The organism is Rhodococcus sp. NPDC058639, assembly GCF_042717545.1.
GTDB lineage: Bacteria > Actinomycetota > Actinomycetes > Mycobacteriales > Mycobacteriaceae > Rhodococcus.
Genome location: NZ_JBHXRF010000009.1, coordinates 106,416 through 123,846 on the forward strand (window position 1 = coordinate 106,416; position 17,431 = coordinate 123,846).

Annotated in this window: 16 protein-coding genes and 1 pseudogene; all 17 read left to right on the forward strand. The window is 66.0% G+C overall.

The window, feature by feature from the left end; all coding sequences use genetic code 11:
• The first annotated feature begins 7 nt into the window (after nucleotides 1-7).
• Nucleotides 8-853, forward strand: a complete 846-nt coding sequence (locus ACFWU2_RS18500) for an SDR family NAD(P)-dependent oxidoreductase (protein WP_378609133.1) — start codon at nucleotides 8-10, stop codon at nucleotides 851-853.
• Nucleotides 854-879: 26 nt separating this feature from the next.
• Nucleotides 880-2,256, forward strand: a complete 1,377-nt coding sequence (locus tag ACFWU2_RS18505) for an SRPBCC family protein (RefSeq protein ID WP_378609136.1) — start codon at nucleotides 880-882, stop codon at nucleotides 2,254-2,256.
• 33 nt (nucleotides 2,257-2,289) lie between these two features.
• Nucleotides 2,290-4,116: a flavin-containing monooxygenase gene (locus ACFWU2_RS18510; RefSeq protein ID WP_378609139.1), complete on the forward strand. Its 1,827-nt coding sequence runs from the start codon at nucleotides 2,290-2,292 to the stop codon at nucleotides 4,114-4,116.
• Nucleotides 4,117-4,161: 45 nt separating this feature from the next.
• Nucleotides 4,162-5,085: an SDR family NAD(P)-dependent oxidoreductase gene (locus ACFWU2_RS18515; protein WP_378609142.1), complete on the forward strand. Its 924-nt coding sequence runs from the start codon at nucleotides 4,162-4,164 to the stop codon at nucleotides 5,083-5,085.
• Nucleotides 5,075-6,781 (forward strand): thiamine pyrophosphate-binding protein, encoded by a 1,707-nt coding sequence (locus ACFWU2_RS18520; RefSeq protein ID WP_378609145.1) that lies wholly within the window; start codon nucleotides 5,075-5,077, stop codon nucleotides 6,779-6,781. The genes ACFWU2_RS18515 and ACFWU2_RS18520 overlap by 11 nt, the downstream gene beginning before the upstream one ends.
• A 63-nt stretch (nucleotides 6,782-6,844) precedes the next feature.
• Nucleotides 6,845-8,281 carry an aldehyde dehydrogenase family protein gene (locus ACFWU2_RS18525; protein ID WP_378609148.1) on the forward strand — a complete coding sequence of 479 codons (1,437 nt, stop codon included), beginning with the start codon at nucleotides 6,845-6,847 and terminating at the stop codon, nucleotides 8,279-8,281.
• The gene (locus tag ACFWU2_RS18530) at nucleotides 8,278-8,826 is read left to right on the forward strand and encodes a nuclear transport factor 2 family protein (RefSeq protein WP_378609151.1); all 549 of its coding nucleotides are present in this window, start codon (nucleotides 8,278-8,280) and stop codon (nucleotides 8,824-8,826) included. The genes ACFWU2_RS18525 and ACFWU2_RS18530 overlap by 4 nt, the downstream gene beginning before the upstream one ends.
• Before the next feature lie 25 nt (nucleotides 8,827-8,851).
• The gene (locus tag ACFWU2_RS18535) at nucleotides 8,852-9,754 is read left to right on the forward strand and encodes an SDR family NAD(P)-dependent oxidoreductase (protein WP_378609154.1); all 903 of its coding nucleotides are present in this window, start codon (nucleotides 8,852-8,854) and stop codon (nucleotides 9,752-9,754) included.
• A pseudogene (locus tag ACFWU2_RS18540) lies at nucleotides 9,751-10,151 on the forward strand (nuclear transport factor 2 family protein); the annotation flags it as partial. The gene ACFWU2_RS18535 and the pseudogene ACFWU2_RS18540, both read left to right, overlap by 4 nt.
• A 45-nt stretch (nucleotides 10,152-10,196) precedes the next feature.
• Nucleotides 10,197-10,319, forward strand: a complete 123-nt coding sequence (locus tag ACFWU2_RS18545) for a hypothetical protein (RefSeq protein ID WP_378609537.1) — start codon at nucleotides 10,197-10,199, stop codon at nucleotides 10,317-10,319.
• A gap of 66 nt (nucleotides 10,320-10,385) precedes the next feature.
• Nucleotides 10,386-11,219: a TauD/TfdA dioxygenase family protein gene (locus tag ACFWU2_RS18550; RefSeq protein WP_378609156.1), complete on the forward strand. Its 834-nt coding sequence runs from the start codon at nucleotides 10,386-10,388 to the stop codon at nucleotides 11,217-11,219.
• A complete protein-coding gene (locus ACFWU2_RS18555) occupies nucleotides 11,216-11,959 on the forward strand; it encodes an SDR family NAD(P)-dependent oxidoreductase (protein WP_378609160.1) in 744 nt (247 codons plus the stop codon). Before ACFWU2_RS18550 ends, ACFWU2_RS18555 begins: the two co-directional genes overlap by 4 nt.
• 51 nt (nucleotides 11,960-12,010) lie before the next feature.
• Nucleotides 12,011-12,622 carry a carboxymuconolactone decarboxylase family protein gene (locus tag ACFWU2_RS18560; RefSeq protein WP_378609163.1) on the forward strand — a complete coding sequence of 204 codons (612 nt, stop codon included), beginning with the start codon at nucleotides 12,011-12,013 and terminating at the stop codon, nucleotides 12,620-12,622.
• Between the two features lie 20 nt (nucleotides 12,623-12,642).
• Nucleotides 12,643-13,875 (forward strand): ABC transporter substrate-binding protein, encoded by a 1,233-nt coding sequence (locus tag ACFWU2_RS18565; protein ID WP_378609192.1) that lies wholly within the window; start codon nucleotides 12,643-12,645, stop codon nucleotides 13,873-13,875.
• Between the two features lie 39 nt (nucleotides 13,876-13,914).
• Nucleotides 13,915-15,921: an ABC transporter permease gene (locus ACFWU2_RS18570; protein WP_378609195.1), complete on the forward strand. Its 2,007-nt coding sequence runs from the start codon at nucleotides 13,915-13,917 to the stop codon at nucleotides 15,919-15,921.
• Nucleotides 15,911-16,684, forward strand: a complete 774-nt coding sequence (locus ACFWU2_RS18575; RefSeq protein ID WP_378609198.1) for an ABC transporter ATP-binding protein — start codon at nucleotides 15,911-15,913, stop codon at nucleotides 16,682-16,684. The genes ACFWU2_RS18570 and ACFWU2_RS18575 overlap by 11 nt, the downstream gene beginning before the upstream one ends.
• Nucleotides 16,677-17,420 carry an ABC transporter ATP-binding protein gene (locus tag ACFWU2_RS18580; protein WP_378609201.1) on the forward strand — a complete coding sequence of 248 codons (744 nt, stop codon included), beginning with the start codon at nucleotides 16,677-16,679 and terminating at the stop codon, nucleotides 17,418-17,420. Before ACFWU2_RS18575 ends, ACFWU2_RS18580 begins: the two co-directional genes overlap by 8 nt.
• Nucleotides 17,421-17,431: the final 11 nt, after the last annotated feature.

Genomic DNA, 17,431 nt, shown 5'->3' on the forward strand with positions numbered 1-17,431 from the left:
CACCCCGATGAACAACAGCTTCCTCGATCTCAGCGGACGCACGGTCATCGTGTCCGGGGCTGCGGGCGGCGGCATCGGCACGTCGGTGACCAGAATGGTCGCCCAGGCCGGCGCGACAGTCGTTGCGGTGAGCCGCTCCGAGGAGAACCTCGGTAAACACATCGAACCTATGGCTGCCGAGGGGCTTTCAGTGGTTCCGGTCGCAGCGGACGCATCCACGGACGAGGGGATCGCCGCAGCCCTGGAGGCCGCTCGCCGGACGGACGGCGAGCTGTACGGACTGGTCAACGTCGCCGGTGGCGCCGCACCGGCCACGTGGATGCCGTCGACCCGAGTCACCCGGGCGGATTGGCGAGCCCTATTCGCCCAGAACCTCGAGACGATGTTCTTCATGAGCCAGGCGGTGGCGACCGAACTCAAGTCGCGGTCACTGCCCGGATCGATCGTCTCCATCTCGTCGATCAGTGGCATGAACACCGCGCCGTTCCACGTCGGATACGGCACTGCCAAGGCCGCACTCGTTGCGGCAACACGCACGATGGCCGTCGAACTCGCCACGGACAACATCCGTGTGAACGCCATCGCGCCCGGGGTCACCGCGACCCCGGCCTCCGGGACCTATGTCGACGACGACGTCGAGCGCGACCGTCGTGCCATCGCCATGGGCCGCCGCGGCAGACCCGAGGAACAGGCAAGGGCAATTCTCTTCCTGTTGTCCGAACTGTCGAGCTACATCACGGGGCAGACGATCCTCGTGGACGGCGGACTGAACCTCAAGTGGACCCACATGGGCGCCGACCACACCTCGCTGTTCCTCAAGGACGACACCTTCCGCGCCGCCATCACACGCTGACACAGCACGGTTTCAGAGGAGATCCCATGACCGACACTGTCGACAACATCGAAGACACTGCGTCCACCGAACCGCTTTCGACCCCGCTCACGATCGGCGTGGAGGCGTACACCTCCCGCGAATACGCACGCGCCGAGGGCGACAAACTCTGGGCGAAGGTGTGGCAACAGGTCGGCCGCGTCGAGGAACTCGCCAAGGTCGGGGACTTCCTCACCTACGAGATTCTCGACGACTCGATCATCATCGTGCGCACGTCCCCCGAGACGATCCGCGCGTATCACAACGTCTGTTCGCACCGGGGGCGCCGACTCGTCGACACCCCGGCCGGCGCCCGCGAAGCGCACGGGTGCGCAAAGCAATTCGTGTGCGGTTTCCACGGATGGCGTTACGACCTCGACGGCAACAACACCTTTGCGCCGGAACGGGACGACTGGAAGGAAAGCCTGACGGCCGAGCGGTCCCGTCTCGTGGACGTCAAGGTCGACACCTGGGGCGGCTGGATCTGGATCAACATGGACCCGGAGTCCGAGCCGCTGCGGGACTACCTCGAGCCGGCCGCTTCCCTGCTCGATCACTTCCAGCTCGAGAACATGCGGTACCGCTGGCGCAAATGGCTGGTCTTCGATTGCAACTGGAAGGTCGCGCTCGAAGCCTTCATGGAGACCTACCACGTGCCGTACACCCACCCGGAGTTCATGAACTTCGGCAACTTCCTGGGATGGTCGCGAGCGCAGGGCAAGCACAGCAACATCGGTTACGACGCGCCGAAGGGCATGGAGGAGAACCAGGCGAAGCTCCGGGTCGGAAACGGTCCGGACGCGCGCAAGGCCACCATCCAGCTGCAGAACTTCACGTGGGAGAACGCGAACACCAACACCACCCGGACACTGGTCGACGCCGCACAGCGGCTGATCGACGAGCTGCCCGAAGGCACGCCTCCCGATCAGGTGCTGCGGCACTGGCTCGACTCGGCCCGCCGGGACGACGAGGCACGCGGCGTGGTGTGGCCGACCGTTCCACCCGAGGTGGTCGCCCAGAGCGGTACCGCGTGGCAGATCTTCCCGAACTTCCAGATCGGGCATGCCCTCAACAACATGCTCTGCTACAGCGCCCGTCCCTACGGCGACGACCCCGACAAGTGCATCTTCGAAGCCGCTGTGTACGAACTCTTCCCCGCCGGTGAGGAGCCGAAGACGGAATGGGAGTACACCCCGGCGGACGACCCGGGCTGGCGCACGGTGCTTCCCCAGGACTTCCACAACATGGCCGCAGTCCAGAAGGGCATGAAGACCCGCGGGTTCTCCGGTCCCAAGCCGAATCCGTACCGCGAACGCAGCGTCGCCAATCTCCACCACAATCTCGCCACCTACATGGGTACCGGCGCTCCGCGCGATCTCGCCTGAGCCCGAATCCCACCCCTAGCCGAGGACCTCCGCATGCAGAACTGCGCCCCCACCCAGACGCCCGACGTCGACATCCCCGCCCTCAGAGAGAAGTACCTCGCCGAGCGCGACAAGCGACTTCGCCCCGAGGGCCAGAAACAGTACCTCGAAGCCGACAACGAGTTCTCGGAGTTCTACGAGGGCGATCCGCACATGCCGGTCGTGCCACGGCAACCGATCACCGACGACATCGAGGTAGTCATCCTCGGCGGCGGGTTCTGCGGTCTCATCGCGGCACATCGTCTTCAGCAGGCCGGCGTCACCGACTTCCGCATCGTCGAACTGGGCGGCGACTTCGGTGGCGTCTGGTACTGGAATCGCTACCCCGGCATCCAGATCGACTCTGACGCGTACTGCTATCTCCCCCTGCTCGAGGAAACCGGCTACATGCCGAAGGAGAAGTACTCGAAGGGGGACGAATGCTTCGAGCACGCCCAGCGCATCGGTAAGCAGTTCGGCTTGTACGACAACGCGATCTTCCACACCCTGATCCGCTCCCTGGAGTGGGACGACGAGATCGATCGCTGGCAGATCCGCACGAATCGGGGCGACGAGATCCGTGCTCGCTTCGTCGTCATGGCGCAGGGTCCCTACAACCGCCCGAAGCTTCCGGGCATTCCCGGGATCACCGACTTCAAGGGCCACACCTTCCACACCGCCCGCTGGGATTACGACTACACCGGTGGCGACCTGCACGGCGGGCTCGACAAGCTTGCCGACAAGAAGATCGCCATCATCGGCACGGGCTCGAGCGGCGTCCAGGCGATCCCGCACCTGGCGCGTGGCGCGAAGCACCTGACGGTGTTCCAGCGGACCCCGTCCTACATCTTCGAGCGGGCCAACTACCCGACCGACCCCGAATGGGTGGAGAGCCTCGAACCGGGCTGGCGGGCGGCGCGGCAGCGCAACTTCCACAATGCGGCCTTCGCCTTCTACAACCCGGGCGAACCCGACCTGATCTGCGACGGGTGGACCGAGGTCGCCCGCAACATGGCGGCCAAGCTCAACGAGACCAACGGCTGGGCAGCGTTGGCGGATCCGGCGAAGTTCATGGAATTGAAGGAGATCGAGGACTACCGGGCGATGGAGCGCCTCCGTCGCCGGGTGGACGAGATCGTCGAAGACCCCGAGACGGCGGAGAAACTGAAGCCGTACTACCGCAACATGTGCAAGCGGCCGGTGTTCAACGACGAGTACCTTCCGACGTTCAACCTCCCGAACGTCACCCTCGTCGACGTGTCGGAGACCAAGGGCGTCGAACGGATCACCGAGAAGGGCATCGTCGTCGACGGCGTCGAGCACGAGTTCGACTGCATCGTCTTCGCGAGCGGATTCGAGATCACCACCGCGCTCGAGCGCCAGTTCGACATCGCGCCGTTCGCCGGCCGCGAAGGCACTTCGCTCTACGACCACTGGGGTAAGGGTTTCCGCACGCTGCACGGCATCATGGCGCACGGGTTCCCGAACCACTTCGCGACCGGATTCGTCCAGGGCGGTGTCACCGCGTCGACCACCCTCATGTTCGAGCAGCAGGCCGACCACATCGCCTACATCATCAAGGAAGCGCAGACCCGCGGCGCCACCGTCGTCGAGCCCACGGCCGAGGCGGAGGAGGACTGGATCCAGACCGTCCGGACGTACTCGGTGGACAACAGCACCTTCACGACGGAGTGCACTCCCGGCTACTACAACAGCGAAGGCGAGCCGAGCGGCCGTTCGTTCCTCGGCGATCCCTTCTGGGGCGGCTTCTACGAACTCACAGAGCTTCTCGAAAACTGGCGTAGCACAGGGAAGCTGGAGGGTCTGGTGCTCGAGAAGTGACACCTGCACCCCACCCCCACATCGCGACGGCACGAGGAGTGTCCGATGTCTGACCTGCGGTTCGACGGCCGCGTCGCCGTGATCACCGGCGCCGGCCGCGGGTTGGGGCGCGACTACGCGCTCCTGCTCGCATCCCTGGGTGCCAAGGTCGTCGTCGACGATCCGGGCGCCGCCATCAACGGAGACAACGTCGACTCCGGCCCCGCGGACGAAGTCGTTCGCGAAATCCGCGCGGCCGGCGGCGAGGCCGTCGCGTGCACCGAATCCGTCGCGACCGCCGAAGGTGGCCGCGCGATCGTCCAGGCCGCGCTCGACAACTACGGCCGCATCGACATCCTCATCCACAACGCCGGTAACAATCGCTATGCGTCGCTGTCGGAGATGTCGTACGAGGACTTCGACGCGGTCCTCGACGTTCACCTGCGCGGGGCGTTCCACGTCGTCCGTCCGGCATTCCCCCTCATGTGTGAAGCCGGATACGGGCGAATCGTGCTGACCTCGTCGATCGGCGGCATCTACGGCAACGCGAACGTCGCCAACTACGCGGCGTCGAAAGCCGGGATGATCGGGCTGTCCAACGTCGCCGCGATCGAAGGCGCGGACCACGGCGTCACGTCCAACGTCATCATCCCGGCGGCTCTGACGAGGCTTGCCGACGGACTCGACACGTCGTCGTACCCCCCGATGGGACCGGAACTCGCGGCTCCGGTCGTCGGGTGGCTCGCCCACGAGTCCTGCTCGCTCACCGGCGAAATGTTCGCCGCGATCGCCGGCCGGGTGGCGAAGGTGTTCGTCGCCGAAACCCCAGGGGTCTACCGCCCGTCATGGTCGATCGACGAGGTTGCGGAAAACATCGACGCCATCCGGAACACGGACGATCCGTGGATCCTGCCGGCCGTCTCCGGTCACGTCGACCACATCACGAAAAGCTTTGCGATAGCCATGGAGGGCAGCACGCATGTCGGTTAAGGTCTACGAACGCATTTTGGATCTCTTCGAAGCCGAGGGCATCAACACCCTCTTCGGCATTCCCGATCCGAACTTCGTTCATCTGTTCCATCTCGCGGAGGAGCGCGGCTGGAACGTCGTTGCGCCTCACCACGAGGAGTCCGCCGGCTTCATGGCCGAAGCCGTCTCCCGTATGACGGGCAAGGCCGCGTTGTGCATCGGCACGCTCGGGCCGGGACTCGCGAACCTCGCGGGCGCCATCATGTGCGCCAAGGTCGAGAACTCCCCCGTCATCTTCCTCGGCGGGCAACGCGCCCGGATCACCGAACAACGCGTCCGGCGCGGACGCATCCAGTTCGTGCAGCAGATGGCATTGGTCGAGAACTCCGTGAAGTACAGCGCCAGCATCGAATACGCCGAGCAGACCGACGAGATCATCCGCGAGGGCCTGCGCAAAGCCCTCTCCGGCACTCCCGGTCCGGTCTACATCGAGTACCCGCAGCACGTCATCCAGGAAGAACTCGACCTTCCCCCCGTTCTCCCGCCCGAGGCCTACCGCCTCGTCGGGCAGACCGCCGGTGCGGACCTCGTCGCCAAGGCAGCCGAATTGATCGGTGCCGCAAAACAACCCGTTCTGCTCATCGGTCACGGTGTGCATACGTCCCGGGCGGGCGCATCCGTGAAGGCCCTCGCCGACCTGATGGCCTGCCCGGTCATCCAGACCTCCGGCGGCACGTCCTACATCGAAGGACTCGAGGACCGGACCTTCCCCTACGGATTCTCTGCCGCCGCCATCGACGCGGTCGTCAAGTCCGACCTGTGCCTGGCCATCGGCACCGAACTCGGTGAGCCGGTGCACTTCGGTCGCGGACGGCACTGGGTCGCGAACGAGGCAAACCGTCACTGGATCCTCGTCGAACAGGATCCCTCGGCCATCGGAGTGAACCGGCCGATCGACGTTCCGCTGGTCGGCGACCTGCGGGCGATCGTGCCCCAGCTTGTCGACGCGCTGAAGGACTCCCCGCGCACCCCGTCGCCGGAACTCGAGGGCTGGATCAAGCAGGACGCCGATCAGCTGGCGGAGCTCGCGGAGACGGCACCGTCCGGCATGTCCCCGGTGCACCCGGCCCGCCTGATCGTCGAGGCCACCAAGGCATTCCCGGAAGACGGCATCATGGTCCGCGACGGCGGCGCCACCACCATCTTCGGCTGGACGTACTCACAGGCGAAGCCGCACGACGTGATGTGGAACCAGAACTTCGGCCATCTCGGCACCGGTCTCCCCTACGCCGTCGGCGCGGGGGTCGCGGCCGGAGGCAAGCGGCCGATGATGCTCATCACCGGCGACTCGTCGTTCCAGTTCCACATCGCCGAACTGGAAACGGCTGCGCGTCTCGGTCTCCCGCTCGTCTGTGTCGTCGCGGTCGACTACGCCTGGGGCCTGGAAGTCGGTGTCTACAAGCGCACCTACGGTCAGGGATCGTTGGAGACCGGTGTCCATTGGAGCAAGGACACCCGCTTCGACAAGGTCGCCGAAGGGTTCGGATGCTACGGCGAGTACGTCGAGCGCGACGAAGACATCGCGCCCGCGATCAAACGCGCCTACGCCAGCGGCAAGCCGGGCGTCATCCACGTGGCCGTCGACCCCAAGGCCAACTCGGAGGAAATGCCCAGCTACGACGAGTTCCGTACCTGGTACGCCGAAGGTCAGCAGTGACACCGCCTTTCCGGAGTTCGGCAGTGACCTCCGGGTCGAACAACACGAGAGAATCGGGCAAACATGCGTGAGTACCGGAAGTTCTATATCGACGGGCAGTGGGTCGATCCAGCGCAGTCGGAGACCTTCGAGGTCGTCAACCCGGCTACCGAGGAGGTCGCGGGGATCGTCGCACTCGGCTCCGCCGCGGACGTCGACAAAGCGGTCGGAGCCGCCCGTCGCGCCTTTCTCGCTTGGTCCGAGACGAGCCGCGAGCAGCGACTGGGCGTGCTCCGCAACATACTCGACATCTACCAGCAGCGAATGGGCGATCTCGCGTCCGCACTGACCGAGGAGATGGGCGCTCCGAAGGCGCTGGCGGGTGGCTTCCAGGTGAACCTGGGACTCGGTCACCTGACCACGGCGATCGACGTACTCGAGCACTTCACGTTCGAGGAGCAGCGTGGCGGCACCCTCATCGCCAAGGAGCCCATCGGCGTCTGTGGCCTGATCACACCGTGGAACTGGCCGCTCAACCAGATCGCGGTGAAGGTGTTCCCCGCCTTGGCCACCGGCTGCACCATGGTGCTCAAGCCGTCGGAGCAGTCGCCCTTCAGCGCACAGGTCTTCGCGGAGATCCTGCACGAAGCGGGTGTCCCCGCGGGCGTGTTCAACCTGGTCCAGGGTGACGGCGCCGGCGTCGGCCGGGCGATCTCCGGCCATCCCGATATCGACATGGTGTCCTTCACCGGTTCGACGCGCGCCGGAATCGACATCGCCGCCGCCGCGGCGGTGGGCGTCAAGCGCGTGACGCAGGAACTCGGCGGCAAGGGCCCGAACGTCATTCTCGACGACGCCGACTTCGCCGCGAATGTCGGAGCGGGCGTCGCCACCATGATGGTCAACTCCGGCCAGACCTGCAGCGCCGGATCGCGCATGCTCGTTCCCAGCGAGCGCATGGCAGAAGCCATCGATGTCGCGGCGCAGACGCTGTCGCAGATCACCGTGGGCGACCCCGAGGGCGATTTCTCGATCGGGCCGGTGGTGTCCGAGGCACAGTTCGACAAGATCCAGTCGCTGATCCAGAAGGGCATCGACGAGGGCGCGACTCTCGTCGGCGGCGGTGTCGGGCGTCCGGACGGACTGAGCGTCGGGTACTACGTGCAGCCCACCGTCTTCGCGGACGTCAAGAACGACATGACGATCGCACGCGAAGAGATCTTCGGGCCGGTGCTCACGATCCTCGGCTACGACAGCATCGATCACGCCGTCGATATCGCCAACGACACCGACTACGGCCTCGCCGCATTCGTGGCCGGCGCGGACCTCGAGCAGGCCCGCAGCGTCGCACGTCGAATCCGCGCAGGCAACATCACCATCAACGGCGCATTCGATTTCGGTGCTCCGTTCGGTGGCTACAAGAAGAGCGGGAACGGGCGCGAGTGGGGCGAATTCGGCTTCCACGACTACCTCGAGATCAAGGCCGTGATCGGCTACGCGTCCGAGGACGGCCCGGAGTGAGCGAAGACCCCGACCTCGACGTGCTTCTCGCACACCATCGGGTCCGTGCGCGCGTCGTCGGACTCGCGCGCGGCGAGGATCGCCGAGACGGTGAGTCCGTCCGCGCCGCCTTCTGGCCGGACGCGACCGTGGATTTCGGCATCTTCGCGGGGTCGTTCGACGACTACCTCGCATGGGTCGTTCCGGGCTCGCCCGCCGTTCTGGTGACACAGCATCTGCTCGGCCAGACCCACATCGAACCGGCTGGTGATGCGTTGCTCGCTGAAACCCATGTCGTCGCCTACCACCGCGTCGACATGGGCACCGAGGAACGCGACACCGTCCTCGGCGGCCGCTACCTCGATCGATTCGCGCAGCGCGACGGACAGTGGCGGATCGCGGAACGCACGATGCTCTACGACTGGTTCCGCGACGACGGCGTCTCGGTCGACTGGTCGCAGGGCGTCATGGGCACGCCGTTCAGCGACGACCGGTTCACGGGCAAGGCCGCCGGAGATCACAGCGAAGCGTTCTTCGCCGCCGGCGACCTCGCCACACGGAAGTAGCTCGCCACAGCGGTAAGGAGTTGGAATGGGTGCGTTGTCGGGCAAAGTCGCTGTCGTCACCGGCGCCAGCCGCGGTATCGGCAAGGGTATCGCCCTGGCGCTGGCAGGCCAGGGTGCGACGGTGTACGTCACCGGCCGCACGAAAGCGCCCGGCACGCACCCACTTCCCGGCACCATCGGGGAGACGGCCGCGGAATGCGATCGACGTGGGGGCCGCGGCGTCGCCGTCCAGGTCGACCACGCGGACGACCAGCAGGTCGCCGGCCTCTTCGAGCGCGTCGGCAACGAACAGGGTCGCCTCGACATCCTCGTCAACAACGCGTTCTCGCTTCCCGACGATCTGACGGACCCCGATCCCTTCTGGGAGAAACCGTTGTCGAACTGGGAGATGGTGGATGTGGGGGTGCGATCGAACTTCGTGGCCGCCCGGCACGCCGCAACACTGATGGTTCCTCGAAGGTCCGGGCTCATCGTGGCGGTGTCCGGTTATACCGGCGTCGCCTATACCTACGGGGTCGTCTTCGGGACGGCCAAGTCCGCGGTGGACCGGATGGCCCGCGACATGGCGGTCGAACTCCAACCCCACGACGTGGCGTCGGTCTCGCTCTGGCAGGGGCTCACCTTCACCGAACGCGCGGAACGCAATCTTGCCGCCGTCCCGGGACTGGCGACGGGTTCCGCGACGCGTCCGGAAAACGGCTGTTCGCCGGAGTTTCCCGGTCTGGTAGTCGCGGCTCTGGCGAACGACCCGGCGGTGATGACCCACTCGGGCGGCACCTTCATCACCGCCGAACTCGCACAGCACTACGGCATCACAGACATCGACGGCAGAGAGATCCCGTCTCTCCGGGCGACGCGCGGCGAACCCATCTGGTCACCGATCGCGACGTCCGACTCCTCCCCCCGAATGCAACGGAGCGCACCATGACCACGCCGGTGACAGGACTTTCCGCAGACAGGATCGCCAGACTCGAGTCGGTCCTCGACCGCCAGGACATTCTCGATACGCTGACCCGATTCAGCCGGGCGATGGATCGCTTCGACCGCGATCTCTTCCTCTCCGCCTTCCACCCCGACGCGATCATCGCCGCGGGCAGCTTCGTCGGCGGACCGGTGGACCTGTACGACTGGTCCACCGACATGCACGCCCGGGGCCAGAAGGCCACCCACCACAATCTGCTCAACACACGTGCGATATCGACGGCGACACCGCACACACCGAGACCTACTACCTGTTCGCCGCCCGGAACCTCGACGACAGCAACTGGATTGCCGGCGGACGCTACATCGACCGGCTGGAACGCCGCGACGGCCAGTGGCGTATCGCTCTGCGCACCAACGCGATCGAGTGGTCGGGAATGGTTCCGTCGATGGAGATCCCGTTCGCCGACGTGCCCGGTGTCCACGACAACGGCGCACCGTCCCGCAGTACGAGCGACCCTTCGTACACCCGTCCGCTGACCAACGTCCGGGAGCCGAACATCCCGGGCTGACAGCAGGATTCGAATCTGCCGACGGTACCTGTCCGCGAACCCATGATCACAAGCGAGGAATGACGGATGCGCACACTCACCATAGAAAAGCTGAGCGAGAATGTCGGGGCCGAGATCCTCGACGTCGACGTCGATCGACTGCTCCACGACGAGGACTTGCCCGGCGCATGCCTGGACGCGCTCGAGCAGTACGGCGTCCTGTTGTTCCGCGAGCTGCACGCCGACGACGACGCGCAAGTGGAGTTCGGCCGTAAGCTCGGCCCCCTGCGCGCATTCCCTCATCTGCCTCCGGCAGCGGAGGAAGTCATGGAAATCAGTTTCGATCCCGCCAATGGGAACGCGGAGTACCTCGCCGCCAACGTCTTCTGGCATATCGACGGCCTGACCGACGACGTTGCCTCGAAAGCGTCGATGCTGAGCGCGCGAGTCATTCCCGGTGAAGGCGGTGAGACCGAGTTCGCCAGCACGTACGCCGCGTACGACGCGCTCACCGACGACGAGAAGGAGCGATTGGCCGGTCTTCACGCCGTCTACACCTTCGAAGCCATCCAGCGCCGGTCCTACCCGAACCCGACGCAGGCACAGCTGGACGAGTGGGCGTCGCGGACTCCGCGGGAGCACCCCTTGGTCTGGGAACACGATTCCGGGCGCCGCTCGCTGGTGATCGGGGCGTTCGCATCGCACATCGTGGGGATGGACTTCGAGGAGGGTCGGGCGTTGCTCGAGGATCTCGAGAAGCGTGCAACGACCCCCGATCGGGTGTATCGACACACCTGGTCGGTCGGTGACCTGGTTGTCTGGGACAACCACGGCCTGCTGCACCGAGCCTGCGCCTTCGACAGGTCGCAGCCGCGCGTGATGCACCGCTCGACCATCGCCGGACGGGAGCCGATCAAATGAGCAACCGCATCGCGATCGTGACCGGCGGAGGTTCCGGGATCGGCCGGGCCATCGGCCTGCGTCTCGCGTCCGACGGGAACATGGTGGCGATCTTCGATCTCGACGGCGATGCCGCAGCCGCCACGGCCGACACGATCGTCGAGGCCGGAGGAAAAGCACTCGGTGTGCAGGTCGATGTCACCGACCGAGCGAACATCGACGCCGGTGTCGCCGAGGTGCGCTCCCGTCTGGGCCGGCCGACCGTTCTCGTGAACAACGCCGGGCTTTCCCTCGACTCTCCTTTCCTCGACATCACCGCCGAGTTGTGGCAGAAGTCGCTGGCGGTCAACCTCACCGGCACATTCGACTGCTGCCAGGCCGTGCTTCCCGACATGCTCGACGAAGGCTGGGGCCGCATCGTCAACATCTCCTCCTCGAGTTTCCACAGCGGCTCCCCCGAGCTTGCGGGCTACGTGTCCGCCAAGTCCGGTGTCGTCGGACTGACCAAGGTGCTGGCCCTGGAATTCGGCAAGCACGGTGTCACCGTCAACACGATTCCACCCGGCTTCATCGACACACCCATGTTGCGCCGGACGGTCGAGAAGGGATTCGTCGACCTCGATCAGCAAACCGCGAAGACGCCCGTCGGGCGGATCGGGCAGCCCGAGGACATTGCGGCGACCTGTGCGTTCCTCGTCAGCGAGGAGGCCGGCTACATCACCGGCCAGGTCATCGGCGTCAACGGCGGACGCAACACCTGAGATCGGGCTCTGCCGAGCACTCATCTTCCCGACGAAAGGACACCGAACACGATGGTCCGGATTTCTCCTGCTCCCCAAGAGGATTGGACAGAGGAGATAGCAGCGTACGTCACCGGGTTCCGTTCCGCCGTCGCGAGCAACGCGCCCGAAGAGGACCGGCAACCGGGAACCAACCTGCTCGGCACGCTGGCCCGCCACCCGTCGCTGGCGATGGCGTTTCTGAGCTTCAACCGGCATTTGCTGGCGCAGTCCACACTGTCGATCCGGCAGCGGGAACTGATGGTTCTCCGAGTCGCCATACTCCGCCATTCCGACTACGAATGGGCCCAGCACGTCATCCTCGCGGACCGTGCCGGCATCGCGGCCGACGAGATCGCCCGCATCGCCGAAGGTCCCGCAGCGCCGGGCTGGTCCGATATCGACCGCGCACTGCTGGCGGCCACCGACGAACTGATCGGTGACGGCGCGGTGTCCGACGAAACGTGGCGTGTGCTCTCCGGCGAGTTCGGAGAGCAGCAACTCATGGACATCGTGTTCACGGTGGGGTGTTACGCGATGCTGGCGACCGCGTTGCGCTCGTTCGACGTGCAGCCCGAACCCGGCCTCGTGCCGTACCTCCCCGAACACACACTCGTCGCCCGATCTCTCACTTCCCGCGACTGATTCGAGAAAGTGGCACACCAATGAAGAAGCTCCACATCGGTGCGATCGCAGCAGTGGCCGCACTCACCGTGTCGGCGTGCGGTTCGAGCGGCAGCGAGGGGTCCGGAGACTCTGCCGCACCCACCGGCGCCCCCATCGTCATCGGCGCACAGGCACCGATCAAGGGTGCAACCGCCTACCCGCAAACCGCGTACGGGCTCGAAGCCGGTGTCCAGTACGTCAACGAAGTGCTCGGAGGCATCAACGGCCGTCCACTCGAAGTGGATGTGTGCGGCGGTGACGGCAGCCCCGAGACGGCCATCAACTGCGCCAACGGTTTCGTCTCGAAGAATGTGCCGCTCGTGATCGACGCGGTCGATCAGAGCATGGGAGCCGCAGTACCGATTCTCGGTTCGGCGGGCATCCCCATCATCGGAACGCTCGCCGGATCGTTCGTCGCCGACGCCGCCGAATACGGGCAGGCGTTCTACTTCACCGGCCCGGTGTCGTTCGCAGCGCTCGCCAGCATGTCGGCGCTCGACACCATGGGGAAGACGACAGCGTCTCTCGCGGTCAACGAATCGCCCACCTCCCATGCCTACGTCGACGATCTGATCATGCCGATCGCCGAGGGAATGGGGATCGATGTCAGCGTGCAGTATCCCCCGGCCTCGGGCGCGAATCTGAATGTCGTTGCCGCGACACAGCTTGCGGACAACCCCGACATGGCCGGTGTGATCGCTCTGCCCGAAGACGGCTGCACGAGCCTGTTCCAGGCCTTGCGCCGGCAAGGCTACGAGGACACCATCCTCGCGGGGTCGTGTTCCCAGTTCATCGACGATATGGGATCCGACGCCGCCGGTATCGTCACACAGCCGCGGTTGTGGGTGCCGCTGGCCAAGGAGTCGGCGCCCGCCGAGGTCCAGGAACAACTCGACGTCTTCGCCGACGCGATGGACGCGGTCGGTTACGGGGACGAACTGTCGTCACGGTCGATCTACACGTTCGCCGCGATCGTCAACATCGCGCAGATCCTGTCCGAACACGGCGGAGAGATCACAGCGGGCACGGTCACGGACGCGTTCAAGGCCGTGAAGGACTTCCCCTCGTTCGCAGGACCCACGGTGACGTGCGACGGGCAGCAATGGCCCGGGGTCGCCACCACCTGCAACGCGCAGGCCATCTTCTTCGAGGTCCAGGAGGACGGGACTCTCCGCTCGGTGGACGAAAGCGGATACATCGACCTCGATCCGTCGCTGATGCCCGCGTCCTGACGATCACCACATGACGACTGAGACGCACCGGAGCACACCATGAGCACCTACCTGCAGTTCATCGTCTTGGGGTTCGGCCTCGCAGCGGTGTACATCGGGCTGTCGGGCGGCCTGCTGCTCGTCTACCGGTCGACCGGCATCATCAACTTCGCCCAGGGCGCGACCGCGATGTGGGGGGCGTACGTCTTCGCGCAGTTGCGCCGCGACGGAACACTGGTTCTGCCGATCGGAAGTCTGGAGTTCGACGAGAAGCCGTCCACCCCGGTGGCGCTGGCCATCGGGCTGCTCATGGCACTGCTGCTCGGCCTTCTCACGCACTACCTGGTGTTCCGGCCCGTCCGGCGGGCACCGGCACTCGCGCAGGTGGTCGTCTCGGTCGCATTGATGCTCACCATCCAGGCGCTGGTGGTGCTTCGGTTCGGCCCGAACAACATTCCGATCGAGGCGATCGTCCCGGACGGCTCCCTCGACGTCTTCGGCACCACCGTCTCGTCCGCCGAGTTGATGATGGCGGGGATCATGGTGGTGCTCTCCGCACTGATCTGGGCATACTTCCGCTTCACGCGGGCCGGTGCGGCCACCCGGGCGGCCGCCGAGAACGAGCGGGGGGCGACGCTCATGGGATTCTCGGCGGACCGCCTCGCCGCACTCGCGATGGTGATGGCGTCGTTCGTCAGCACGATGGGTGTCGTCCTGGGAGCAAGTCTGACCGGGTTGAATCCGCTCAACTATTCGCTGCTCGTCGTGCCCGCTCTCGCGGTGCTCCTCGTCGCCCGGATGGAGTCCGTCGCGACGATCGTGATCGCCTCGCTCGCCCTCGGAGCATTCCAATCGGTGCTCAACCTTCTCACCGGTGAGAGCTGGTGGCCGGTGTGGGCGCAATCCGGCGTCGACCAGGTTGTGCCGTTCCTCGTGATCATCGTGATCCTCTTCGCGTTCGGCGGACGGATACCGTCCCGCGGTTCGCTCCAGACGGTCAAGCTGCCCGATGTGCGGATTCCGCGCTTCCGGCCGATCACCGCCACCGTAGTGGTCGTCGCGGCCGGGGTACTGCTGGCGGTCACCTCCGGCACGTACCGTTTCGGGTTGACCTATTCGGTCATCCTGATGCTGCTCGCCCTGTCGTACGTGGTGATCACCGGTTACCTCGGACAGATCTCGTTGGCGCAGGCGGCATTCGCCGGTGCGGCAGGTTTCATGCTGTCGAAGGTGACCACCGGCTGGGGTCTGCCTTTTCCGGTGGCACTGGTGTTCTGCTCACTCGTCGCGGCGGGGCTGGGAATGCTGGTCGCGTTGCCCGCCTTCAGAATTCGGGGCGCGCAACTCGCGATCGTCACCATCGCGGCCGCCCTGGCCATCGAACGGTTCGTCTTCAACAATTACAGCCTGACCCCTCCGTCGGGAAATCCCATCGCCAACCCCACGCTCTTCGGGATGAATCTCGGTGTGCGCGAAGGCAGCGAAATCGCGCGGCTGTCGTTCTCGCTCACCGTCCTGGTCGTCGCGGCCCTGGTCGTCTGGGGATTCATCCGGCTCGCGTCCGGCGACACGGGCCGGACGTTTCTGGCCGTGCGCGCCAACGAGCGCGCCGCCGCCGCGAGCGGCATCAACGTGCGGCTGACCAAGCTCGTCGGCTTCGGTCTCTCCGCCTTCATCGCCGGTGTCGCCGGTTGCCTCATCGGATACAGCGCAGGCCAGCTGTCGGCGGAGTCCTTCACGGTCTTCGTGGGATTGCAGGTGCTGGCGGTCGCGTACCTGGGCGGTATCACCTCGGTCGGCGGCGCGGTGATCGCCGGCGTGATCGGGCCGCTGGGCATCGTCTACGTGTTGTTGCACAACGTGTTCGATTTCGGTGACTACTACGCCCTGATCTCCGGACTGGCGCTGATCGCCACCGCGATCCTCAACCCCGTCGGCGTGGCGGGAGAAGCATCCCGGATAGGCGATCTCGTCCGCACCCGCCGGTCGCGGCCACCGGCCCCGGCGGGGAGCGACTCCGCTCCGAACGCCGATGACAGAAAGGTTGCGGTGAGTGATGCCGGATGAGAAGCCCGCGCGGTTGTCCGCGCGGAACGTGACCGTGACCTACGGAGGCGTCGTCGCCAACGACGACGTGTCGGTGACGGTGGACGCCGGAGAGATCGTCGGGCTGATCGGGCCGAACGGTGCGGGCAAGACCACGTTCGTCGACGCAGTCACGGGCTTCACCGAATACAGCGGTGAGATCACTCTCGGCGACACACGGCTCGACGGACGTGCGCCGCATCTGCGCAGACGCGCCGGACTCTCCCGCACATGGCAATCCGGTGAGCTCTTCGGCAACCTCACCGTTGCGCAGAATGTCGTCGCGGCGCTGCGTCCCGGCGGACCGGCCACGCTGTGGCGGGATCTGTTCGGCCGCCGCAAGACCGGCACGGACGAACTCGTAGCCTCGACGCTGCTCGCGGTGGGCCTCGGCGACCTCGGTGAGACCACGGCGCGCGATCTCACCCTCGGACAACAGAAACTCGTCGGCGTCGCACGTGCCCTCGTCGGGAACTGCCGCGTGCTCCTGCTCGACGAGCCCGCCGCAGGCCTCGACAGCCAGGAGAGCCTCGACTTCGCCGAGCGCATCCGCGCCGTGGCGCGGGGTGGCCCCGGGGTGTTGCTCATCGACCACGACATGTCGCTGGTTCTCGGTGTGTGCGACCGCATCTACGTCATGGAGTTCGGGAAGGTGATCTTTTCGGGCACACCGGAACAAGCGAGAAAGGACCCCGCCGTGATCGCTGCGTACCTCGGCACACCGATGGAGACCACTCATGGCTGACGTGGTGCTCACCGCCGAATCCATGACGTCCGGTTACAACGGTGTCGCCGCGGTCTCCGATGTGAACCTGACGGTCTCCGCCGGCGAGGTCGTCTCGATCCTGGGTTCCAACGGCGCGGGCAAAACCACAACGCTGCTGACACTCGCGGGACTGCTTCCGGCGATGGGCGGGCAGGTCACCGCCCTCGGTGCCCCGGTCGACCACCGGAAGCCGTACCGGATGGCGCGGCGCGGTGTCCGGCTCGTCTCCGACGACCGCGGACTGTTTTCGGCCATGACCGTGCGCGACCATTTTCGTCTCGCCCGACGTAAACCCGACCACGCACGGGAAGAACTTGTGCTCGACAGGTTTCCGGCTCTGGCCCGGTTGCAGTCGCGCACAGTCGGTCTCCTGTCCGGCGGTGAACAGCAGATGCTCGCGATCGCGGTCGCACTGCTGGCGGAACCGCGAATCCTCATGGTCGACGAGATGAGCCTCGGGCTGGCACCGCTCGTCGTGGAACAGATGCTGCCCGCCCTCCGGGATCTCGCTCGCGACGAGGACATCGCCGTCGTGCTGGTCGAGCAGCATGTCGAACTCGCGCTCGCCGTCTCGGACCGCGCGATCGTGCTCGGGCACGGCCGGGTGGTTCTCCAGGGCGACGCGGCGACATTGCTGGCCGACCGGGATCGCCTCGAGGCCGCGTACTTCGGCGCCGCGGACCTCGAGGCCGAGCGCCAGGATCGAGCAGTCTGAGCCGGCGGGGC